We start from the raw sequence: 22957 nt of genomic DNA, 5'->3' as shown, positions 1-22957 counted from the left end.
GCCCTGGCCCGGCTGCTGCGCGCGGCCGCCGCGGCCGCCTTCCGCCCGCTGGCGCTGGCCGCCGCGGGCTTCACCGCCGCCGTCCCGCACCGCGGGGCGCCCGTGCGGCGCACCCCTCGGGTGCGCCGGGCGCGGCAGCGGCTGGTGCTCCTCCACTCCGTCGTGCTGCGCGGGCCCCCTCCCGGCCCCGCCCTCGGCTGAAGACCACTGCACCTCACGCACCACGGAGACACCAGCATCATGAGCAACCGCAACAACTGGGAGAACAAGCAGTCGGCCCGCGAGCGGCTGCGCGCCGAGCGCGAGCGCCAGGCGAAGAAGGACAGGACCAAGCGCCAGTTCACCGTCGGCGGCGCGATCGTCGGCGTCCTGGCGATAGCCGGCGGCGTCGGCTACGCCGCCACGCAGTTGGGCGACAGCGGCGCGAGCAAGAAGAGCACCAGCTCGGCCTGGGAGGCCGCGGCCAAGAAGACCCTGGTCAAGCCCGCCAACACGGCCGGCGACAACGGCACCGAGGTCGTCATCGGCAACAAGGACGCCAAGCACACCCTCGAGGTCTACCAGGACATGCGCTGCCCGATCTGCTCGGTCTTCGAGCAGAACGTCGGCGGCCAGATCGAGAAGGACGTCAAGGACGGCAAGTTCAAGGCGCAGTACCACATCGGCACCTTCCTCGACCGCAACCCCCAGATCGCCGGCACCGGTTCGAAGAACGCCCTCAGCGCGCTCGGCGCGGCGCTGAACGTCAGCCCCGAAGCCTTCCAGGCCTACAACAAGGCGCTGTACTCGAAGTCCAACCACCCCGAAGAGACCAAGGACGACTACTCCAAGGACGACGCCCTGCTGAAGATCGCCCAGCAGGTCCCGGCGCTCAAGGGCAACGCGGACTTCGAGAAGAACCTCAAGGAGCACACCTTCGACAAGTGGGCTCTGCAGATGTCCGACGAGTTCGACAGCCACAAGGACGTCACCGGCACCCCCACCGTCAAGCTCGACGGCAAGAAGCTGGACGTGGACACCCCCAACGGCAAGGGCGTCCCGATGACCCCGGATCAGTTCACCTCGGCGGTCGACGCACGGCTCAAGTAACGGGCGGAACGGGACGGTTGCCCCGTCCCCGTACTGATGCCGAATCTTGACGCGACACCCACAGGTGCGCGTGGCACACTTCGGCCTCATGAAGGGGACGGGAGTTCGGCTCAGGGCGCTGCGGGCGGCGGTGTTCACCGCGCTCTGCGTGACCCTGTCGGCCGGCGGACACGTCCTGCTCTCGCGGATGCCGCTGCCGCTCTCCACGGTCTCCGCCCTGTCGGCCGGGTACTTCACGGTCGCCTGGGCGCTGGCCGGCCGGGAGCGCGGCTTCGCGGCCATCGCCGCCCTGCTGGTGCCGCTGGAGCTGGCGGCGGACACCGTCTTCACCACCGGGCAGAACGCCTGTTACGGCCAGGCGGGCGGCCCGGTGGCCGGGCCGCTGCACGCCCTGGGCATCGATCTGGTCTGCGGGGGCGGCCCGGTGGGCACCCCGCTGACCGCACCGTCGAGCCCCGGCGCCGCCCCCTGGCTGCTGCTCGCCGCGCACGTCGCGGTCGGGCTGGCGGCCGCCGCCTGGCTGCGCCGGGGCGAGGTGGCGGTGTCCCGGATACTGCGGGCCGTCGTCGCCGTCGTCTTCCGGCCACTGCTGCCGGCCGTCCTGGCACTGTGCCCGGCGGACCGCCCCGCACGGGTGCCCCTGCGGCCGGTGCGCGACACCCTGCCGGCCACCGCCCTGCCCCTGCTCGTCCACTCCGTCGTGCGGCGCGGACCGCCCGTGTGCCCTGTCTTCGCCTGAGCACACGCACCACGCACGGTCCCGCACGCCTCCCTTCGTCACGCGGAGAAGACATCATGAGCAACCGCAACAACCCCCAGAACAAGCAGGCGGCCCGCGAACGGCTGCGCGCGCAGCGCGAGCGCGACGCCAAGAAGGCGAAGACCAGGCGGCAGTTGATCGTCGGCGGCGCGATCGTCGCCGTCCTCGCCGCGGCGGGCGGCATCGGCTGGGCCGTCACCAACGCCACCAACGGCAGCAAGAACACCAAGGTGAGCAGCGAGGACTGGGAGGCGTCCGCCAAGAAGACGACGTTCACCCAGCCCGCCAACACCACCGGTGACAAGGGCACCGAGGTCGTCCTCGGCAACAAGGACGCGAAGAACACCCTCGACGTCTTCGAGGACATGCGCTGCCCGATGTGCTCGGAGTTCGAGCAGGGCGCGGGCGCCGCCGTCGCGAAGGACATCAAGGACGGCAAGTACAAGGCGCAGTACCACATCGGGACGTTCCTGGACCGCAACCCCCAGATCAAGGGCTCGGGTTCGAAGAACGCGCTGAGCGCGCTCGGTGCGGCGCTCAACATCGGTCCGGACGCCTTCCTGCACTACAAGGAGGCGCTGTTCTCCGCGAAGAACCACCCGGAGGAGACGGACGACGCGTTCTCCGACAACACGAAGCTCATCGACATCGCGCAGCAGGTCAAGGAACTCAAGGGCAACGCGCAGTTCGAGAAGAACGTCAAGGACGGCACCTACGACAAGTGGGCGCTGGCGATGTCCGACGCCTTCGACAAGCTCGTCGGCCCGAACAAGGACATCCAAGGCACCCCGGGCTTCAAGCTCAACGGCAAGGTGCTGAGCGTGGGCGGTTCGCACATCACGCCGGAGCAGTTCAACGCACTGGTGGAACCGCAGCTGAAGAAGTAGCCGTCGCCATAAGGCCATTGCCGGCCATTACCGGCCCTTAGGGTCATTACCTATGCTTTACCAGCCGGTAGGGTGCTGGCCCGTGACATCTCCCGATATATCCCGCCGTACTGCCGTCACGGCGGTGGCCGCCGGCGCGGCCGCCGCCGCGTTCCTGCCGACCGCCGCCGCCTCGGCCGCGGACCCCGCGCCCGCCTTCCTGCACGGCGTCGCCTCCGGCGACCCGCTCCCCGACGGCGTCCTGCTGTGGACCCGCGTCACCCCCGCCCCGGACGCCGTCCCCGGCTCCGGGCGCGGGCCCGCCGTCGAGGTGGCCTGGGAGGTGGCCGAGGACGAGGCCTTCCGCCACGTCGTGGCCCGGGGCACCGTCACCGCGGCGGCGGCGGGCGACCACACCGTCAAGGCCGACGTCCGCGGACTGCGCCCGGCCACCGGCTACTTCTACCGCTTCACCGCCGGCACCGCCGTCTCCCCCGTCGCCCGCACCCGCACCGCCCCCGCGCACGACACGGCAGCCGAGGGCATCCGCTTCGGCGTGGTCTCCTGCGCCAACTGGGAGTCGGGCTGGTTCTCCGCGTACCGCCACCTCGCGGCCCGCCGCGACCTGGACGCCGTGCTCCACCTCGGCGACTACATCTACGAGTACAAGTCCGGCGAATACCCCGCGGCGAAGTACGTCGTGCGCAAGCACGAGCCGGAGCACGAGATCGTCACCCTCGCCGACTACCGCACCCGGCACGGCCGTTACAAGACCGACCCCGACCTGCAGGCGCTGCACCACACGCACCCGCTGATCGCCATCTGGGACGACCACGAGTTCGCCGACAACGCCTGGTCCGGCGGCGCCGAGAACCACACCCCCGGCGCCGAGGGCGACTGGACGGCCCGCATGGCGGCGGCGAAGCAGGCGTACTTCGAGTGGATGCCGGTACGGCCCTCGGTCGCCGGCACCACCTACCGGAAGCTGCGCTTCGGCACCCTGGCGGACCTGCACCTGCTGGACCTGCGCTCCTTCCGCACCCAGCAGGCGAAGACCGGCAGCGGCAAGGTCGACGACCCGGACCGCACGATCACCGGCCGCGCCCAGCTCGACTGGCTCAAGTCGGGCCTGGCGTCCTCCGACACGGCCTGGCGCCTCGTCGGCAACCCGGTGATGATGTCCCCGGTCGCCTTCGGCGCCCTGCCCGCCCACGTACTGGAACCGCTGACCAGGCTGCTGGGCCTCCCGGCCGGAGGCGTGACGGTCAACACCGACCAGTGGGACGGCTACACGGACGACCGCCGCGAACTGCTGACCCACCTCACGGACCGGGGCATCGGCAACACGGTCTTCCTCACCGGCGACATCCACATGGCATGGGCCAACGACGTACCGAAGCGGGCGGCGACGTACCCGCTGTCACCGTCGGTGGCCACGGAGTTCGTGGTCACCTCGGTGACGGCGGACAACCTGGACGACACCCTCCGCGTCCGCCCGCACACGGTCTCCGCCGCCGCGGGGGCTGCGGTGCGGGCGGCCAACCGCCATGTGAAGTGGGTGGACATGGACTCGCACGGGTACGGCGTGCTGGACGTGACGCGGGAGCGGACGCAGATGGACTACTACGTCCTCTCGGACAAGACGGACCGCAACGCGCGGGCGTCGTGGGCCCGTTCGTACCGCACGAAGTCGGGAACGCAGCGGGTGGAACGAGTGACGGCGCCGGTGCGCTGACACGGACACCGGACGGGCTGTTTCCAGCCCGTCCGGCGTTTCAAGAAATCTCGTCCAGGAACCCCAGCACCACCTTCCACGCCATGTCCGCCGCCTCGCCGTCGAAGTCGGCGAGTTCCGGATCCGTGAACAAATGCCCCGCACCCGCATACCGGTGCACCTCCACATCCGCCCCCGCCCGCTGCATCCGCAAGTACCACGCGTTCAGCCAGTCATGCGGCTCGAACGGATCCGGATCGGCCACGTGCAACTGCACCGGCAGCTCGTCCACGCTCGCGTCCTCCGGCAGGTCGGACGTGCCGTGCAGAAGCAGCAGCCCGCGCGCCTTCTCGTCGCCGAGCGCCAGGTTCTGGGCGATCGACCCGCCCAGCGAGAACCCCGCGTACACCAGCCCCCGCCCCGACAGCGGCGCCGCCGCCGTGATCGCGCGGCGCAGCAGCTCCTCCCTGCCGATCTCGTCCTTGATCGCCATTCCGTCCTCGACGGTGTCGGCCGTCCGGCCGTCGTAGAGGTCCGGCACGTGCACCTCGTGCCCCGCGGCGCGCAGCCGGTCCGCGGCGGCGTGCACGGCAGGCCGCAGGCCATAGGCCGAATGGAAAAGCAGAATCGTGGTAGGGGACGCCACTGGGGTCACTTCCTTACAGCTGGATCGCGTGCCACCCATCGTGCCAGTACGTTCGGAAGGGGCGCCCGCCGGTAACCCGGGAGGAGTGAGCCGAAGGTGTCCATGGAGGACCTGCTGCGCCCCGTGACGGTCGTCGGCGGAGCGGTGGCCGTCACCCTGGTCGTCGTCCGGATCGCCGACCTGATGCTGCGCCGGATCGGTGAGCGGCACCCCGAGACCCCGCTGTGGACCCTGCTGCGCCGCTGCCGCCGCCCGCTCGCGCTGGTGCTGTGCACGGCGCTGCTGCGCGGCGGTTACGGGTATGCGCGGGTCGTCGCGGGGGAGGCCGGCTTCGTCGTCGCCCAGGCGCTGACCCTGGTGCTGATCGGCGCCTGCGGCTGGCTGGCCGTGCGGGTCGCCGCGGCCGTGGTCGAGTCCTTCTACGCGCGCTACGCGGCCGGTTCCGCGGACGAGGCCCGGGTGCGCCGGGTGCGTACGCAGCTCACGCTGATCCAGCGGGTCGTCACCGCGGCCGTCGTCGTGGTGGCGGGCGCGTCGATGCTGCTGACCTTCCCCGACATGAAGACGGTCGGCACCTCCCTGCTGGCCTCGGCCGGCCTGATCGGCGTGGTCGCCGGTGTCGCCGCCCAGCCGACGCTGGGCAACCTCTTCGCCGGGCTGCAGATCGCCTTCGGCGACATGGTCCGCATCGGGGACACGGTCGTGGTGGAGAAGGAGTGGGGCAAGGTCGAGGAGATCACCCTCACCTACATCGTGGTGACCACCTGGGACGAGCGGCGCATCACCATGCCGGTCTCGTACTTCACCAGCAGGCCGTTCGAGAACTGGTCGCGCGGCAACCCGCAGATGACGGGCTCGGTCTATCTGCACCTCGACCACGCGGCGCCCGTCGACCTGATACGCGAACACCTGCACGAGGTGCTCGTGGGCTGCCCGGAATGGGACGGCCGGGCCTGGAGCCTCGTGGTCACCGACACCACCCCGACCACCGTCCAGGTCCGGGCGCTGGTCACGGCCAAGGACCCGTCCGACATCTGGACGCTGCGCTGCGTGGTGCGCGAGGAACTGGTCGGCTGGCTGCGGCGCGAGCATCCGTACGCGCTCCCGCGCATCAACACCGCGCCCGCGCCGGGCCTCGCCCAGGCGCCCGACCGGCGGCAGACCCCGCCGGCCTCGGAGGACATCGGCCCCGGCCCCGGCACGGCGTGACGTTTCACCCCCGCAGGCTCCGCACGTCCAGGTGGCGCAGCACCCGGTCCACGACCTCCGGGTCCATCCACGGCTCGCTGCGCGCGTCGAGCACCGCGTGCCGTGCGGCCGAGAGCAGATCGCTCTGGATCCGCTGGATCGTGCGCAGCCGGTGGACGCGCTGGACGTGGGCCTCGCGCCGCTCGTCGTCGACCATCTCGGGGCTGATGCGGGCGCCGATGTCGTAGGCACGCCGGTGCAGCATCTCCACCAGGTCGTCGGGGAGCTCCTCCTGCCGCTCGATCTCCAGCAGCCGGTGCTTGGCCGCCTTGGCGGCGCGGATGGCCAGCTGCCGCTCCAGCTCCCGGGTCCAGTCGGCGTCGGCGCGCACGCCGAGCCGTCTGACCAGCCGGGGCAGGGTCAGGCCCTGGACGACGAGCGTGGAGATGATGACGGCGAAGGCGATGAAGAGGATCTCGTCCCGGGCCGGAAAGGGCGACTTGTCGTCCTTGGTCAGCGGGATGGCCAGGGCGAGCGCCACGGAGGCCACGCCGCGCATCCCGGACCACCACATCACCAGCGTCTCCCGCCAGTTCGTCAGGATCTCCTCGTCGACGTCCCGGCCCTTGTGCAGCCGCTTGGCCAGCCAGGCGGCGGGCAGCAGCCACATCAGGCGCACGCCGACCACGACGGCGACGACGATGCCGCCGATGCCGAGCATCTCGCCCCAGCGGCCCGCCGCCGTGCCGAGCGCATTGTGCAGTTCGAGGCCGACGAGGCCGAAGGCGACGCCGGTGACGAGGGTGTCGACGATCTCCCAGAAGGTGTGCCCGGCCAGCCGCCCCAGGACGTCGTCGGCGTCACTGGCGAACTCGGCCAGGTAGAGCGCGGTGGTCAGCACCGCGAGCACGCCGGAGCCCTTGAACTCCTCGGCGAGCACGTAGGAGACGAACGGCACCAGCAGGGTGAGGCCGATCTGCAGGGTCGCATCGCCGAGGACGTCCATCAGCCGCTTGGTCACCCAGCCGAGCAGCAGGCCGACCACGACGGCGATCACGGCCGAGAACACCAGCTCGCCGGCCGCCCTCGGCAGCGAGAAGCTGCCGCTGACGGCCGCCGCGATGGCCACGTGGTAGAGCACGATGGCGGTGACGTCGTTGAAGAGCCCCTCGCCCTCCAGGATGGAGACCAGGCGGCGCGGCAGTCCCAGGGAACCCGCGACGGCCGTCGCGGCGACGGGGTCGGGCGGGGCGACGAGCGCGCCCAGCGCCACGGCCGCGGCGATCGAGATGCCCGGCACGATCGCGTTGGCGACGGCGGCGACCGCGGCGGTGGTGACGAAGACGAGCGCCACCGCCAGCAGGAAGATCGGCCGCCGGTTGGCCGCGAACTGCCGCCAGGAGGTGCGCTGGGCGGACGCGTAGAGCAGCGGCGGCAGCACCAGCGGGAGGATGAACTCCGGCGGGATGGCGACGTTCGGCACGAACGGCAGCAGGGCGAGGACGATCCCGCCCAGCGTCATCAGCACCGGCGACGGCAGCCCCAGCCGGTCCCCCAGCGGCACCGTGACGAGCGCCCCGAGAAGGAGCACGAACAGCAGGGCGAGCTGGTCCACGACCTCCAGCCTGCCTCACCCGCCCCCGGCCCGCCCGGCGGGCCGGTGCGCCGTCAGGCGCTGTCGGCCCGCACCTTGTCCAGCGCGTACTGCAGGTCGGCCGGGTAGGCGCTCTCGAACTCCACCCACTGGCCGTCCGCCGGGTGCTCGAAGCCCAGCCGCACGGCGTGCAGCCACTGGCGGGTGAGCTTCAGCCGCTTGGCGAGCGTGGGGTCGGCGCCGTAGGTCAGGTCGCCGGCGCAGGGGTGGCGGTGCGCGGACATGTGCACACGGATCTGGTGCGTACGGCCGGTCTCCAGCTTGATGTCCAGCAGGCTGGCGGCGCGGAACGCCTCGATGAGGTCGTAGTGGGTGACCGAGGGCTTGCCGTCGGCCGTGACGGCCCACTTGTAGTCGTGGTTCGGGTGCCGGCCGATCGGGGCGTCGATGGTGCCGCTCATCGGGTCCGGGTGGCCCTGGACCAGCGCGTGGTAGCGCTTGTCGGTGATGCGCTCCCGGAACTGGGCCTTCATGTGGGAGTAGGCGCGCTCGGACTTGGCGACGACCATCAGGCCCGAGGTGCCCACGTCCAGGCGGTGCACGATGCCCTGGCGCTCGGCGGCGCCGGAGGTGGAGATGCGGTAGCCGGCGGCTGCGAGGCCGCCGATCACGGTGGGCCCGGTCCAGCCCGGGCTGGGGTGGGCGGCGACGCCCACCGGCTTGACGATGACCACGATGTCGTCGTCCTCGTGGACGATCTCCATGCCCTCGACGGGCTCGGCGACGATCTGCACCGGCGCGGGCGCCGCCGGCATCTCGACCTCCAGCCAGGCCCCGCCGGTCACCCGGTCGGACTTCCCGGCCTCGGCCCCGTCGAGCTGGACCTTGCCCGCTGCCGCCAGCTCGGCCGCCTTGGTGCGGGAAAAGCCGAACATACGGGCGATCGCGGCGTCGACGCGCTCGCCCTCCAGGCCGTCGGGAACGTGCAGGGCGCGGGTCTCGGGAATCGTGCTCACCCGTCGAGTATGACGGACGGGCGCGGAAGCCCGTACGTCAGTCCTTGTGGACGGTTCCGTCGGGGTCGAGCCCGCGAAAGGAGAGGATCACGATCAGGAAGCCTCCGCAGACGATCGCGGAGTCCGCGAGGTTGAAGACCGCGAAGCCCTCGGGGGCGATGAAGTCGACCACGCCGCCCTGGAAGCCGCCGGGCGAACGGAACAGCCGGTCGGTGAGGTTGCCGAACGCGCCGCCCAGCAGCAGGCCCAGCGCGATGGCCCACGGCACGCTGTAGAGCTTGCGGGCGATCCGGGCGATCGCGACGATGACGGCCGCCGCGATGACGGTGAAGACGATCGTCATGGCCTCGCCGATGCCGAAGGCCGCGCCACGGTTGCGGATCACTTCGAGCTGCAGGAGGGTGCCGACGACCTGGACCGGGTCGTGGTGCTCCAGCCTGGCCACCACGAGCAGCTTGCTGACCAGGTCGAGGAGGTAGGCGAAGGTCGCGACGCCGAGCAGCACCGCGATGCGCCGCCTGCCCCTGGCCCCGCCGTTCCCGCCGGCCGCCGTCGCACCGGTGGTGGGCCGTCCGGCCTGTTCCGCCTCTGTCACGTGAGTCCCTCGACGTCGTCCCTGCCTGGCTTGAGGACGAGGGTACGGCACACACCGGCGGGCAGGTCAGCGACGTTCCTGCCGCTGCTTGCAGTCGACGCACAGGGTCGCCCGGGGAAATGCCTGCATCCTGGCCTTTCCGATGGGATTGCCGCAGCTCTCGCAGAGGCCGTACGTCCCCGCGTCCAGCCGCTCCAGCGCGTGCTCGGTCTGCTCCAGCATCTCGCGGGCGTTGGCCGCCAGGGCGAGCTCGTGCTCACGGGCGATGTTCTTGGTCCCGGTGTCCGCCTGGTCGTCGCCCGCGCCGTCGCCCGAGTCCCGCATCAGGCCCGTGATCGCCTCGCCCGCCGCCGCGATCTCGCCGCGCAGCCGCAGCACCTCGCTCTGCAGCTCGCTGCGCGCCTCGGCGACCTCGGCGGGAGTCCACGGATCCTCCCCCGGCCGCACGGCGAGCGCCCCCTCCGCCGCACGGGCTCCCGGCACCTTCCGCGCAACGTCCGTGCTCTTCTTACCCGTCACCGTCCCGGCTCCCGTCTCCTCGGCAGGTGCACCAGTGTGTTCGGCCTTCGCGGCGGGTACGGCCTTCTTCTCCGAAACCGCACTCTTGGCCGCCGCGGACTTCTTCGCCGCGGCGGTCTTCTTCACCGGCGCCGCCGGCGCGACGGGGGCGGCCTTGCCGGAAGCGGCCTTCTTGACCGGAGCGGCCTTCTTGACCGATGCAGTCGATGCAGTGGTCTTCTTCGCCGTGCCGACGGCCTTCTTCGCCGGAGCGGCCTTCTTGACCGGCGCAGCCGTCTCGCCGGCCGAAGCGGCCTTCTTCACCGGTTTCTTCACCGGCGGAGCAGCCTTCTTCACCCCGGCAGCGGACTCCTTCGCCGTGCCGGCGGCCTTCTTGGCGGCAGCGGCCGTCTTCTTGGCCGGCGCAGCCTTTTCGGCCTTTTTCACCGTGGCGGCGGACTTCTTGGCACTCGCCGCCGTGGCGGTGCTCTTCCCGGCCGGGGCCGCGGACTTCTTCGCCATCGCCTTCCTGGCCTGCGGCGCAGCCGCCCTGGCACCCTTGTCCGCCACCATGGCCGCCGATCCCTTCACATTTTATGATCTTGCGCGCGAATCGTGCGGGAACGATAAATCGGCTCAGTCCGCGCGGCAACGGGGCACGCCGGTCTCCTCCGTTGTGCCCCGCCCCCGGCCCTGTAACCGGACGCCGGCCGGGGGCCGACCGGGGGCCGGTAAAACCGGTCGGCCGCGGTGCGCTGCGCCCCGTACACTGGGCGCAGCGAAAGGCGTGGAAGGGACCAGTAGCGCCGCACGCAGCCACCAGCGATCCGGGGACGGTGCGAGCCCGGAGGCGTGCGCGGAGCGAAGATCAGCCCGGAGCCGCCGGAAGAACGCCCGTACGGGTCAGTAGAGCCGGCATCGCGACCCCAATGAGGGGGCCGGGGGCCACGGGTCCACGGCCAAGGAGGGTGGTACCGCGGGAGCGCAGCGTCTCTCGTCCCTCCGACGGACAGCGCACAACCGTCCCGCCGGAGGAAGCCGATGACGCAGTACCGCCAGGTACCCGCTCAGGTCGACCTGCCCGCCCTGGAGCACGCCGTGCTCGAGTTCTGGCGCGAGCAGAAGATCTTCGACCGTACCCTCGCCCAGTCCGAGGGCCGCCCCGAGTGGGTGTTCTACGAGGGCCCGCCCACCGCCAACGGCATGCCCGGCGCGCACCACATCGAGGCCCGCGTCTTCAAGGACGTCTTCCCCCGCTTCCGCACCATGCAGGGCTACCACGTGGCCCGCAAGGCCGGCTGGGACTGCCACGGCCTGCCGGTCGAGCTCGCCGTGGAGAAGGAGCTGGGCTTCAGCGGCAAGCAGGACATCGAGAAGTACGGCATCGCCGAGTTCAACGCCAGGTGCCGCGAGTCCGTGACGCGCCACACGGACGCGTTCGCCGAGCTCACCACCCGCATGGGCTACTGGACGGACCTGGACGGCGCCTACCGGACGATGAACCCGGAGTACATCGAGTCCGTCTGGTGGTCGCTGAAGGAGATCTTCGACAAGGGCCTGCTGGTCCAGGACCACCGGGTGGCCCCCTGGTGCCCCCGCTGCGGCACCGGCCTGTCGGACCACGAGCTGGCCCAGGGCTACGAGACGGTCGTCGACCCGTCCGTCTTCGTCCGCTTCCCGCTGACCTCCGGCCCGCTGGCCGGCGAGGCCGCGCTGCTGGTGTGGACGACCACCCCGTGGACCCTCGTCTCGAACACGGCCGCCGCCGCGCACCCGGACGTCACCTATGTGGTGGCCACGGACGGCACGGAGAAGCTCGTCGTCGCCGAGCCGCTGCTGGAGAAGGCCCTCGGCGAGGGCTGGACGGCGACGGGGCAGTCCTTCACCGGCCGCGAGATGGAGCGCTGGGCGTACCGCCGCCCGTTCGACCTGGTCGAGCTGGAGGACGCCAACTTCGTCGTCAACGCCGAGTACGTCACGACCGAGGACGGCACCGGTCTGGTCCACCAGGCCCCGGCCTTCGGTGAGGACGACCTCAAGACCTGCCGCGCCTACGGCCTCCCGGTCGTCAACCCGGTCCGCCCCGACGGCACCTTCGAGGAGGGCCTCGGGCTCGTCGGCGGCATCTTCTTCAAGAAGGCCGACGAAACGCTCGTCGCCGACCTGGACGCCCGCGGCCTGCTCTTCAAGCACGTGGCCTACGAGCACAGCTACCCGCACTGCTGGCGCTGCCACACCGCGCTCCTCTACTACGCCCAGCCGTCCTGGTACATCCGCACGACGGCCGTCAAGGACCGGCTGCTCGAGGAGAACGAGAAGACCAACTGGTTCCCGGAGTCCGTCAAGCACGGCCGCTTCGGCGACTGGCTGAACAACAACATCGACTGGGCGCTCTCCCGCAACCGCTACTGGGGCACCCCGCTGCCCATCTGGCGCTGCGAGGAGGGCCACCTCACCTGCGTCGGCTCGCTGGCCGAGCTCACCGAGCTCACCGGTACCGACCAGAGCGGCCTGGACCCGCACCGCCCGTACATCGACGACGTCACCTTCGGCTGCACCGCCGAGGGCTGCTCGCACACGGCCGTCCGGGTGCCCGAGGTCATCGACGCCTGGTACGACTCGGGTTCGATGCCGTTCGCGCAATGGGGCTACCCGTACCGGAACAAGGAGCTGTTCGAGAGCCGCTACCCGGCCCAGTTCATCTCCGAGGCCATCGACCAGACGCGCGGCTGGTTCTACACCCTGATGGCCGTCGGCACGCTCGTCTTCGACAAGTCGTCGTACGAGAACGTGGTCTGCCTCGGTCACATCCTGGCCGAGGACGGCCGGAAGATGTCCAAGCACCTGGGCAACATCCTCCAGCCGATCCCGTTGATGGACCAGCACGGCGCCGACGCGGTCCGCTGGTTCATGGCCGCGGGCGGCTCCCCCTGGTCCGCGCGCCGCGTGGGCCACGGCACGATCCAGGAGGTCGTCCGCAAGACGCTCCTCACCTACTGGAACACGGTCGCCTTCCAGGCCCTGTACGCCCGGACCTCCGGCTGGGCCCCGAGCGCCGCGGACCCGGCCCCGGCGGACCGCCCGCTGATCGACCGCTGGCTGCTCGGCGAGCTCAACACGCTGACCGACCAGGTCACCCAGGCCCTGGAGAGCTACGACACCCAGCGCGCGGGCAAGCTGCTGTCGTCCTTCGTGGACGACCTGTCCAACTGGTACGTGCGCCGCTGCCGCCGCCGCTTCTGGCAGGGCGACGCGGCCGCGCTGCGCACGCTCCACGAGGTCGTCGAGACGGTCACCCGGCTGATGGCCCCTCTGGTCCCGTTCATCACCGAGCGGGTCTGGCAGGACCTGGTCGTGCCGGTCGACCCGCAGGCCCCGGCTTCGGTGCACCTGGCCGGCTGGCCGAAGGCCGACGCCGCGCTGGTCGACCCGGAGCTGTCCCGGCAGATGCTGCTGGTCCGCCGCCTGGTCGAGCTGGGCCGCGCGACGCGTGCCGAGTCCGGCGTCAAGACCCGTCAGCCGCTGTCCCGCGCGCTGGTCGCGGCGGCCGGCTTCGAGACGCTGGGTGCCGAACTGCGCACCCAGATCGCGGAGGAGCTGAACGTCTCCTCGCTGGCCTCGCTCTCCGAAGTGGGCGGCTCGCTGGTCGACACCACGGCCAAGGCCAACTTCCGTGCGCTGGGCAAGCGGTTCGGCAAGGGCGTGCAGGCCGTGGCCAAGGCCGTCGCCGCCGCGGACGCGGCCGCGCTGTCCCTCGCGCTGCGCGAGGGAACGGCCTCGGTCGAGGTCGACGGCGAGACCGTGACGCTCTCCCCCGACGAGGTCATCATCACCGAGACCCCGCGCGAGGGCTGGTCGGTGGCCTCCGACTCGGGTGCGACCGTGGCGCTCGACCTGGAGATCACCCCGGAGCTGAAGCGCGCGGGCCTCGCGCGCGACGCGATCCGGCTGATCCAGGAGGCGCGCAAGAACAGCGGCCTGGACGTGGCGGACCGGATCGCCCTGCGGTGGACCGCCACCGGCGAGGACGTCGTGACCGCCCTCGGCGACCACGCGACGCTCATCGCGGACGAGGTCCTGGCAACCGACTTCGCCTCCGGCGAGGCCGACGATTCCTACGGTGCGCCGTTCTCTGACGAGAGCCTCGGACTGACGTTCCGCCTCCGTAAGGCGTAGCCCGAAAGCTGACGCCCCCGGCGCTGCGGCGCCGGGGGCGTTCGCTCACCCCGAGGGCGAGCACGCATGAACATGGGCCGGGGCCCCTGGGAAATCCCAGGGGCCCCGGCCCATATGTCGGCTGACTGCCGTCAGTTGTCGTCCTCATCGATGAGGAACCCGCGCATCGGCGAGGGCGCCTGCATCGGCTGCGGGCCCTGCGGCCGCACCGGTGCCATCGGCTGGGTCATCGCCGGCGACATCTGCTGCTGACCGCCGTACGACGGGGCACCCGTCGACGGACCGCCGTGGCCGCCCATGGACTGGTTGCCGCCCATGGAGTGACCGCCCATGCCCGCACCGGCCGAGGCCATCGACCCGCTCATCGAGGGGGCCGGCGGCAGCGACGCGGCTGCCGGGGTGCGCGGCGGGGCCAGCGAGTCGTCCGCCTGGTTCTCCAGCTGACGCAGCTGGCTCTCCAGGTAGGACTTCAGCCGGGTCCGGTACTCGCGCTCGAAGCCGCGCAGGTCCTCGACCTTGCGCTCCAGCGTGGCGCGGGCGGACTCCAACGAGCCCATCGCCACACGGTGCTTCTCCTGCGCGTCCCGCTCCAGGGCGTCCGCCTTGGCACGGGCGTCCCGCTCCAGACCCTCGGCACGGCTGCGCGCCTCGCCGACGATCTTGTTGGCCTCGGAACGGGCCTCCGCGATCGCCTGGTCGGCGGTCTGCTGCGCGAGCGAGAGGACGCGGGCCGCGCTGTCGCCACCCGGACCCTGGCCCGGCTGCGGCAGCTGAGGACCGCCCATGGGGCCGCCCTGGCCCATGGGGTTCTGGCCCATCGGGCCGTTCTGACCCATGGGTCCGTTCTGTCCCATGGGTCCGCCCATCGGGCCGCCCATCGGTCCGTTCTGGCCCATCGGGCCGGGACCGTGGGGACCCTGCGGGCCGTGGCCGTGTCCGCCGGGGCCTGCCGGCAGCTGCGGGGCACCGCCCGGAAGCTGCGGCGGGCCGCCCATCTGCTGCTGGTTCGGCGGCACCGGCTGCGGGCCGGATATGGCAGCGGGCACCGGAGCCCCGGACCGTTGATCCTGGGGCTCGGGCTTGCGCATATTCTGCTGCTGGTTCTGCGCGGCGGCCCGCGTGGCAGCGGCCAGCTTGGCGCGCAGGTCCTCGTTCTCCCGGAGCAGACGGGTCAGCTCGGCCTCGACCTCGTCGAGAAAGGCGTCGACCTCGTCTTCGTCATAGCCTTCTCGGAGACGGACGGTCGTGAACTGCTTGTTCCGCACGTCCTCGGGGCTCAGCGGCATCTCTTCTTCACCTCAACGTAGTCGTCGGCAATCGGCAAGACCGTATCGTTCACAGCCGCGTTCACAGCCGGCTCACGACGGTGATCAGGATGTAGACGATGATCATCAGTACGAAGAAGGACAGGTCGAGCGCCACGCCCCCGAGACGCAGCGGCGGGATGACCCGCCGCAGAAGCTTGAGTGGCGGATCGGTGACAGTGTAGGTGGCCTCCAGGAGGACCACCATCGCCTTACCGGGTTGCCATGAGCGGGCGAACTGGAAGACGTAGTCCATCACCAGCCGGAAGATCAGCACGATCAGGAAGCAGTACAGCGCGATGTAGATCACCTGCTGTGCGATTCCCATCTCGCGCGTCCCTCTCCCCTTGCTCGTACTCGGCCTGACTGGCCGTTTGCCCGGATTGCCCGGTGTTGCGTCTCAGCTCTGGTTGAAGAACCCACCCTCTGCGATGCGGGCCTTGTCCTCCGCCGTGACATCGACGTTAGCAGGAGACAGCAGGAACACCTTCTGCGTCACCCGCTCGATGCTGCCGTGCAGTCCGAAGACCAGACCAGCCGCAAAGTCGACAAGTCGCTTCGCGTCGGTGTCGTCCATCTCCGTGAGATTCATGATCACCGGAGTACCTTCGCGGAAGTGTTCCCCGATGGTACGGGCCTCGTTGTAGGTCCGGGGGTGCAATGTCGTGATGCGGTAGGGCTCCCGCTCGGACACAACCTTGGGCATGATCACCGGTGCGTTCTTCTCCAGAGAGTGGCGTTCGGGTGTGATGGACGACACGGGGGCGATTCGGGCGGGTCGTCCCGTTTCCGCTACGAGCGGAGCCGGTTCGCGCTGGGCGGGCGGCTGGGCGACTCGAACCGGTTCGTCCGATTGCGCCTGTTGGGTTTGGTGGGGCTGGTGCTGCCGACGCCGGTCGGGCTCCGGCTCGGGCTCGAACTCGTCGTCGGGGTCGAACCCCGGGCCGTCGTACCCATCGTCCTCCACGAGGCCGAGGTAGACCGCCATCTTGCGCATCGCGCCGGCCATTCTCTGCGTCCTCCGCTCTGTGGTGGATCGGCTCCGTCAACGGGCCCGGATCCACGTGGTCCGCCCGCCTCCTGACGGGAATGACCATATTTTCTGCTGTGGTCCGACTTCTTGGCGACGTTACCCGAGCCGGGGTCGGACTCCGAGTACCGCCGAGCCGACACGTACATGTGTCGCACCGGCCGCAACGGCCTCTTCGAGGTCCGCGCTCATCCCTGCTGACACCATGTTCGCAGCAGGATGGGCCGCGCGCAGGTCCGTTGCGATTTCCATCAGCCGCTCGAAAGCCGCCCGCGGCCGTCCCGCGAACGGCCCGGCAAGTGGAGCAACCGTCATCAGTCCGGCGGGTCGCAGCCCTTCGGCCGAGTCGAGCGCTCCGGCCAGTTCGAGCACCCCGTCGGGGGCGATCCCGCCGCGCGATCCCTGTCCGCCGGACTCCGCGTCAAGTGCCACCTGGATCAGGCAGTCGAGCTCCCGGCCCGCGTTCCGCGCCGCCGTCGAGAGCGCCGCGACCAGTCGGGTTCGGTCGACGGAGTGCACCACATCGGCGTACCGGACCACCGAGCGCACCTTGTTTGTCTGCAATTGACCAACAAAATGCCAAGTCAGGGGCAGATCCGAACACTCCGCCGCCTTGGGAGCGGCGTCCTGGTCGCGGTTCTCCGCGACATGACAGACCCCCAGCTCCGCGAGGAGGCGGACGTCACTCGCCGGGTAGGTCTTGGTGACCACGATGAGCGTCACCTCGTCCCGTGCACGGCCGGCCGCGGCGCAGGCGGCGGCGATACGTTCCTCCACCCGGGCCAGGTTGTCGGCCAGTTGGGTTCTGCGGTCCGTCACTGCTCTTCCAGCCAGACATAACTGGCGAGTCGCCCCGTCGTGCGCTCGCGTCGGTAGGAGAAGTGGTCCGCGGACTCCAGCGTGCAGACGTCGGACTTTCCGCCGACCGTGACGCCCAGCCGGGCCAGTTGGGCGGTGACGCCCTGTGCCACGTCCACGGCCGGGGTGCCCTGCCGGGTGGTGGCCCGGGCCTCCGGCACCACCGCGGCGACCTCGTCGCGCATGGCCGCGGGCACCTCGTAGCAGCGGCCGCAGACCGAGGGCCCGAGGTGGGCGACGATCCGGGCCGGCTCGGCGCCGAGCCGGGTCATGGCCTCGACCGCGGCCGGCACGACCCCGGCGACCAGCCCCGGCCGGCCGGCGTGGGCCGCGCCCGCGACCCCGGCGACCGGGTCCGCCAGCAGCACCGGGGTGCAGTCGGCGGTCAGCACCGCGAGGGCCAGGCCCCGACGGGCCGTCACCACCGCGTCGACGGCCGGGATCTCCCCGGTCCGCCAGGGCCCGTCCACCACGGCGACGTCGCGGCCGTGCACCTGGTTCATCCAGACGACCGCCGCCGGGTCGAGGCCGATGGCCCCGGCCGCGCGGGCCCGGTTGGTCCGTACGGCCTCGGGGTCGTCGCCGACCGCGCCGCCGAGGTTGAGCTCCGCATACGGAGCGGCGCTCACTCCGCCCCACCTGTCGGTGAAGGCAAAGTGCGCGCCGCGTGCATGTGCCGTATGTGCTGCGAGGGGCACTGTGTGCTGCTGCCCTATCACGTGTGCCCGTTCACCCGTTCCTGGTCGCTTACTTGAGGAAGTCCGGAACGTCCAGTTCCTCGGCCGTCGAGTCCTGGTACGGACGGGCCGGCGGGATGGGCGGCGCGGGCGGCGGGGGCACCTCGGCGACCGGCGTCGGGTCCACGGGGCCGGGCTCCTCGGTGCGCGGGGTCACGCCGCCGAGTCCGCCGAAGGACGAGCGGGCCGGCGTCTCCGGTGCGGAGGCCGGGCGGCCGGGGGCCTGGGTGGAGGAGGTGGTGCTCTCCTCGCGGCCGGAACCGTAGGTGGAGCCGAGCACCTTGTCGCGGCTGCCCTTGGCCGGCGGCTGTCCGCCGTCGAAGCCGGCGGCGATGACCGTGACCCGGACCTCGTCGCCCAGCGCGTCGTCGATGACGGCACCGAAGATGATGTTGGCCTCGGGGTGGGCGGCCTCGCTGACCAGCTGCGCGGCCTCGTTGATCTCGAAGAGACCGAGGTCCGAGCCGCCGGAGATGGAGAGCAGGACGCCGCGGGCGCCGTCGATGGACGCCTCCAGCAGCGGCGAGGAGATCGCCATCTCGGCCGCGGCCACCGCGCGGTCGTCGCCGCGGGCCGAGCCGATGCCCATGAGGGCCGAGCCGGCCTCGGACATCACGGACTTGACGTCGGCGAAGTCGAGGTTGATCAGACCCGGGGTGGTGATCAGGTCGGTGATGCCCTGGACGCCCGACAGCAGCACCTGGTCCGCGGACTTGAACGCGTCCAGCACGCTGACCTGGCGGTCCGAGATGGACAGCAGCCGGTCGTTGGGGATGACGATGAGGGTGTCGACCTCGTCGCGCAGTCCCGCGATGCCGTCCTCCGCCTGGTTGGCGCGGCGGCGGCCCTCGAAGGTGAACGGCCGGGTGACCACACCGATCGTCAGGGCGCCCAGCGAGCGGGCGATGTTGGCGACGACGGGTGCGCCACCGGTGCCGGTGCCGCCGCCCTCGCCCGCGGTGACGAAGACCATGTCGGCCCCCTTGAGGACCTCCTCGATCTCCTCGCGGTGGTCCTCGGCGGCCTTGCGGCCGACATCGGGGTTGGCGCCGGCGCCGAGGCCGCGGGTGAGCTCACGGCCGACATCGAGCTTCACGTCGGCGTCGCTCATCAGCAGGGCCTGTGCATCGGTGTTGATCGCGATGAACTCGACGCCCTTGAGACCGACCTCGATCATCCGGTTGATGGCGTTCACGCCACCGCCGCCGATGCCGACGACCTTGATGACTGCGAGGTAGTTCTGCGGTGCTGCCACGTCGAAGGCCTCTCGCCTCGAGTTACGTATGCCTGGGGGCGGTTCTCAATGCCGACCCGAACCCTAACGTTGAAGTTTAGGGTTACCGGTGTCACTGTTCCCTGGGTTCTCTGAAGCAGGACACTAAGTCGACAAGGCGCGCGCGTTCAACGAACACGCCGAACCTCCCGTTTTTCTTTTCACCCTATGTGATCACCCATAGCCGTAGCCAGCCAGGGTGCTGGCCGGACGTACGCGGCGTCAACTCCCGGACACCGCAGGGGCGCTCGGAGCGCTCACATCGAAGTGGTTCGCGCCCCTTGCGGCCCTGAGCAATGCCGTGAGCGTACGGGCTTTCGCCTCGCCCTGCTCGCTGCTGCCCCAGACCACCGTCCGCCCGCCCGTCAGCTCCAGGGTGATGGAGTCGTACGAGCGTACGCGGACGGCGGCGGTGGCCTTGCGGACCTCGGGGGGCAGGTCGCCCATGACCTCCACGGCCTCGCGCTCGAGCCGGTCGGCGCCGAACCCGCGGGCGCCCGGCGTGTCCTGGGCGTCCATCAGCAGCCGCGTGGCGCCCTGCGGGGCCTGATCGACTGTGGCGAACCGCACGCCCATGGAGTCGATTTCAATGAACTTGCCGCCCTTTTCGAGCACCACTTGGGGTTGCCGCTCGGTCACTTTGAGACTGATTGCGTGCGGCCAGGACCGTTCGACGTCGACCGTCCGGATCCTGGGCAGCCCCTCGCGCAGCCGGTCGGCGATGGCGTCGGTGTCCACCGAGACCAGCGGCTCGCCGAGCGGCACCCGGGCGGCGGCCCGGACCTCGTCGGCCGTCAGCGCCTGCGTGCCCTCGACCTCCACCTGGCTGACGCGCAGCCAGGCGGCCCCGTACAGCGCCCAGACGGAGGCGGCTCCCGCCAGCACCGCGCCCGCCGCCCAGACGACGATCCGGCGGCGCCGGGACAGCCGGGAGGGACGGGGCCGGGGGATGCGGGGGCGCCCCTTGCGGGGCTTGCCGCCGGGCCGGGGCGGGCCGGACGACCCCGGTTTCCGCGCTGACTTCGAAGACTTCTGCTTGTTGCTCTTCTCGCCACCGCGCCGGGCGGTCGTCGGTCCGGCCACGCTCCCAGCCTCCTGCCTCTACGGGCCGTCAGCCCGCTCTGTGTGCGGCAATCGCCTCGTACACCATGCCGACCAGCAGCTCGTCGGCGTCCCGGCGGCCGAACTCGGCGGCGGCGCGGGACATCTCGTACAGCCGGTGCGGGTCGCCGAGCACCGGGAGCACCTGGCTCTGCACCCACTCGGGGGTCAGTTCCGCGTCGTCGACCAGCAGACCGCCGCCGGCCTTGACCACCGGCTGGGCGTTGAGCCGCTGCTCGCCGTTGCCGATGGGCAGCGGGACGTAGGCCGCGGGAAGGCCGACGGCCGACAGCTCGGCGACGGTCATCGCGCCCGCGCGGCAGAGCATCATGTCGGCCGCGGCGTACGCGAGATCCATCCGGTCCAGATACGGTACCGGGACATAGGGGGGCATTCCAGGCATGTTGTCCACATGCGGCATCTCATTCTTCGGGCCGACCGCGTGCAGCACCTGAATGCCGGAACGCTGGAGGAACGGCACGGCCGCCTGGACGACCTCGTTCAGCCGGCGGGCGCCCTGCGAGCCGCCGGAGACCAGCAGCGTCGGCAGGTTGGGGTCGAGCCCGAAGGCCGCCCGCGCCTCGAAGCGCAGGGCCGCCCGGTCCAGCGTGGCGATGGAGCGGCGCAGCGGGATGCCGACGTAGCGGGCGTTGCGCAGCTTGCTGTCCGGGGTGCTCACCGCCACCGAGGCGGCGTAGCGCGAGCCGATCTTGTTGGCCAGGCCGGGGCGGGCGTTGGCCTCGTGGACGATGATGGGCACGCCGCGCCGCTTGGCGGCCAGATAGCCCGGCAGCGCCACGTAGCCGCCGAAGCCGACCACGCAGTCCGCCTTGGTGCGCTCCAGGATCTGCTCGGCGGCCTTGATCGTGCCGCGCAGCCGCCCGGGGACGGTGATCAGCTCGGGCGTGGGCTTGCGGGGCAGCGGCACGGCGGGGATCAGCCCCAGCTCGTAGCCCCGCTCGGGCACCAGCCGGGTCTCCAGGCCCCGCTCCGTGCCGAGCGCCGTGATCCCCACGGTCGGGTCCTGCCTGCGCAGGGCGTCCGCGAGGGCGAGCGCGGGCTCGATGTGGCCGGCGGTCCCCCCGCCGGCGAGTACGACATGCACCGAAATTCACCGCTCTCCGGACGGTCGCTTCTTGACGCGCCGTCTCATCGTCTTCCATCTCACCCCAGGCTGCCGCATGGCCAGTGCCGCCCGTGCACCGGGCTCGTCGCGCGCGAAGGCGATCAGCAGCCCGACGGCGAACATGGTCGGCAGCAGGGCGGACCCTCCGTAGGAGAACAGCGGGAGCGGGACACCGGCGATCGGCAGCAGGCCGAGCACCGCACCGATGTTGACCGTGGCCTGCGCCATGATCCAGGTGGTCACACCTCCCGCGGCATACCTCACGAAGGGGTCCTCCGTGCGTCCGGCCACGCGGATACCCGCATAGCCTAGAGCCGCGAACAGGGCGAGTACCGACAGCGTCCCCGCCAGGCCCAGTTCCTCGCCGGTGATGGCGAAGATGAAGTCGGTGTGAGGTTCGGGGAGTTCGCCCCATTTCTCCACACTTGCCCCGAGCCCGGCGCCGAACCAGCCGCCGTTGGCCAGCGCGTAGATGCCGTGCACGGCCTGCCAGCACTGGTCGTTCGTACCCGGATCGGTGGCACCGATACAGGCGAGCCGGGACATCCGGTTGGCGCTGGTCTTGATGAACAGTATGGCCAGCGCGGCGGTGACGCCGAAGACGGCGGTGAACAGCTTGGTCGGCGCCCCGGCCACCCACAGCATGCCCAGCAGGACCGCGGTGAGCACGACCGTGGTCCCCATGTCGCCGCCCAGCATGATCAGGCCGAGCAGCAGGAAGGTGACGGGCACCAGCGGGACCAGCAGGTGCTTCCACTGCAGGAGCAGCCGCTTGACCTGCTTGCGGGCCAGCAGGTCCGCGCCCCACAGGACCAGCGCGAGCTTGGCGAACTCGCTCGGCTGGAGCTGGAAGGGCCCGCCCAGCGAGATCCAGTTGGTGTTGCCGTTGATGGTCTCGCCGATGCCGGGCACCTGCACCAGGCAGAGCAGGAAGACCGAGCCGGCCAGCAGCGGGTACGCCAGGGCGCGCAGCAGCCGCACGGGGGTGCGGGCGGCCGCGAGCAGCAGCACGGAGCCGATGGCGGCCGCGAGCAGCTGTTTGCGGAAGAAGTAGGAGGGCGCCAGGCCGGACTGCAGCGCCTTGATCTGGGAGGCGGAGTAGACCATCACCAGGCCGAGCACGAGGATCAGCAGGCTGCCGCCGAGGATCAGGTAGTAGGCGGTCAGCGGCCGGTCCCAGGCCTTCCTGGCGCGCAGGTAGAGCCCGCGCGGCCCGGTGGTGCCGCGGCGCGGGGGCCGCGGCGAGCGGGCCGTCGCCCGTACGCGGGGCGGACGGGCCGGCCGGGAGCCCGCGGAGGGCCCGCGCAGTGCCATCGGCCCGCCGAGGGCGCCGCCGGGCCGCACGAAGTCGTCATGCATCCGGGTTTCCCCTCCGCAGTGTCCCGC

General features: G+C 71.1%; 20 protein-coding genes and 1 pseudogene. 7 read left to right on the top strand and 14 right to left on the bottom strand.

Going from position 1 to position 22957, the window contains the following annotated elements:
• From ACLHRZ_RS15015 to ACLHRZ_RS14995, 5 genes and pseudogenes are all read left to right on the top strand, one after another.
• Positions 1-201, top strand: a pseudogene (locus ACLHRZ_RS15015) (hypothetical protein); the annotation flags it as partial.
• 39 nt (positions 202-240) lie between these two features.
• Entirely contained in the window at positions 241-1089 is an 849-nt protein-coding gene (locus tag ACLHRZ_RS15010; protein WP_490418900.1) for a thioredoxin domain-containing protein, read from the top strand.
• Between the two features lie 88 nt (positions 1090-1177).
• The gene (locus tag ACLHRZ_RS15005) at positions 1178-1828 is read left to right on the top strand and encodes a hypothetical protein (protein ID WP_490418899.1); all 651 of its coding nucleotides are present in this window, start codon (positions 1178-1180) and stop codon (positions 1826-1828) included.
• A gap of 56 nt (positions 1829-1884) precedes the next feature.
• A complete protein-coding gene (locus ACLHRZ_RS15000; protein WP_490418898.1) occupies positions 1885-2736 on the top strand; it encodes a thioredoxin domain-containing protein in 852 nt (283 codons plus the stop codon).
• A 52-nt stretch (positions 2737-2788) separates the two neighbouring features.
• Positions 2789-4450 carry an alkaline phosphatase D family protein gene (locus ACLHRZ_RS14995; RefSeq protein WP_490418897.1) on the top strand — a complete coding sequence of 554 codons (1662 nt, stop codon included), beginning with the start codon at positions 2789-2791 and terminating at the stop codon, positions 4448-4450.
• Between the two features lie 40 nt (positions 4451-4490).
• On the opposite strand, the gene ACLHRZ_RS14990 is transcribed toward ACLHRZ_RS14995, so the two are convergent.
• Positions 4491-5114 (bottom strand): dienelactone hydrolase family protein, encoded by a 624-nt coding sequence (locus ACLHRZ_RS14990; protein ID WP_490418896.1) that lies wholly within the window; start codon positions 5112-5114, stop codon positions 4491-4493.
• 63 nt (positions 5115-5177) lie between these two features.
• Here ACLHRZ_RS14990 and ACLHRZ_RS14985 point away from each other — a divergent pair, with 63 nt between their 5' ends.
• Entirely contained in the window at positions 5178-6284 is a 1107-nt protein-coding gene (locus tag ACLHRZ_RS14985) for a mechanosensitive ion channel family protein (protein ID WP_490418921.1), read from the top strand.
• A gap of 4 nt (positions 6285-6288) precedes the next feature.
• Here the strand turns inward: ACLHRZ_RS14985 and ACLHRZ_RS14980 are convergent, their stop codons facing one another.
• The 4 genes from ACLHRZ_RS14980 to ACLHRZ_RS14965 all read right to left on the bottom strand — a co-directional run bounded on the left by ACLHRZ_RS14980 (position 6289) and on the right by ACLHRZ_RS14965 (position 10539).
• Positions 6289-7878 (bottom strand): Na+/H+ antiporter, encoded by a 1590-nt coding sequence (locus ACLHRZ_RS14980; protein WP_490418895.1) that lies wholly within the window; start codon positions 7876-7878, stop codon positions 6289-6291.
• Positions 7879-7931: 53 nt separating this feature from the next.
• The gene (locus ACLHRZ_RS14975; protein ID WP_490418894.1) at positions 7932-8873 is read right to left on the bottom strand and encodes an RluA family pseudouridine synthase; all 942 of its coding nucleotides are present in this window, start codon (positions 8871-8873) and stop codon (positions 7932-7934) included.
• Between the two features lie 37 nt (positions 8874-8910).
• On the bottom strand, positions 8911-9468 hold the full coding sequence (gene lspA, locus ACLHRZ_RS14970; protein WP_490418893.1) for a signal peptidase II: 558 nt from the start codon (positions 9466-9468) through the stop codon (positions 8911-8913).
• Between the two features lie 66 nt (positions 9469-9534).
• Positions 9535-10539 (bottom strand): TraR/DksA family transcriptional regulator, encoded by a 1005-nt coding sequence (locus tag ACLHRZ_RS14965; protein ID WP_490418892.1) that lies wholly within the window; start codon positions 10537-10539, stop codon positions 9535-9537.
• Positions 10540-11007: 468 nt separating this feature from the next.
• Here ACLHRZ_RS14965 and ileS point away from each other — a divergent pair, with 468 nt between their 5' ends.
• Complete coding sequence (gene ileS, locus ACLHRZ_RS14960; RefSeq protein WP_490418891.1) at positions 11008-14142, top strand: isoleucine--tRNA ligase; 3135 nt, start codon at positions 11008-11010, stop codon at positions 14140-14142.
• A 131-nt stretch (positions 14143-14273) separates the two neighbouring features.
• Here ileS and ACLHRZ_RS14955 read toward each other — a convergent pair whose 3' ends face one another.
• From ACLHRZ_RS14955 to ftsW, 9 genes are all read right to left on the bottom strand, one after another.
• The gene (locus ACLHRZ_RS14955) at positions 14274-15428 is read right to left on the bottom strand and encodes a DivIVA domain-containing protein (RefSeq protein WP_490418890.1); all 1155 of its coding nucleotides are present in this window, start codon (positions 15426-15428) and stop codon (positions 14274-14276) included.
• A 61-nt stretch (positions 15429-15489) separates the two neighbouring features.
• A complete protein-coding gene (locus ACLHRZ_RS14950; protein ID WP_086567466.1) occupies positions 15490-15774 on the bottom strand; it encodes a YggT family protein in 285 nt (94 codons plus the stop codon).
• 72 nt (positions 15775-15846) lie between these two features.
• On the bottom strand, positions 15847-16455 hold the full coding sequence (locus tag ACLHRZ_RS14945) for a cell division protein SepF (protein ID WP_336412554.1): 609 nt from the start codon (positions 16453-16455) through the stop codon (positions 15847-15849).
• Between the two features lie 120 nt (positions 16456-16575).
• Positions 16576-17295, bottom strand: a complete 720-nt coding sequence (locus ACLHRZ_RS14940) for a YggS family pyridoxal phosphate-dependent enzyme (RefSeq protein WP_490418889.1) — start codon at positions 17293-17295, stop codon at positions 16576-16578.
• Positions 17292-18053: a peptidoglycan editing factor PgeF gene (pgeF, locus tag ACLHRZ_RS14935; RefSeq protein WP_490418888.1), complete on the bottom strand. Its 762-nt coding sequence runs from the start codon at positions 18051-18053 to the stop codon at positions 17292-17294. The genes ACLHRZ_RS14940 and pgeF overlap by 4 nt, the downstream gene beginning before the upstream one ends.
• A gap of 28 nt (positions 18054-18081) precedes the next feature.
• A complete protein-coding gene (gene ftsZ / locus ACLHRZ_RS14930; protein WP_490418887.1) occupies positions 18082-19326 on the bottom strand; it encodes a cell division protein FtsZ in 1245 nt (414 codons plus the stop codon).
• Between the two features lie 240 nt (positions 19327-19566).
• Positions 19567-20427, bottom strand: coding sequence for a cell division protein FtsQ/DivIB (locus ACLHRZ_RS14925; protein ID WP_490418886.1), 861 nt, complete (start codon positions 20425-20427; stop codon positions 19567-19569).
• A gap of 28 nt (positions 20428-20455) precedes the next feature.
• The gene (gene murG, locus ACLHRZ_RS14920; RefSeq protein WP_490418885.1) at positions 20456-21550 is read right to left on the bottom strand and encodes an undecaprenyldiphospho-muramoylpentapeptide beta-N-acetylglucosaminyltransferase; all 1095 of its coding nucleotides are present in this window, start codon (positions 21548-21550) and stop codon (positions 20456-20458) included.
• A gap of 6 nt (positions 21551-21556) precedes the next feature.
• A complete protein-coding gene (gene ftsW, locus ACLHRZ_RS14915; protein ID WP_490418920.1) occupies positions 21557-22885 on the bottom strand; it encodes a putative lipid II flippase FtsW in 1329 nt (442 codons plus the stop codon).
• Positions 22886-22957 lie beyond the last annotated feature (72 nt).

This window comes from Streptomyces sp. AM25 (assembly GCF_058146165.1).
Note: the sequence above shows the minus strand (reverse complement) of the source record. Positions and strands in the feature narration are given on the sequence as shown.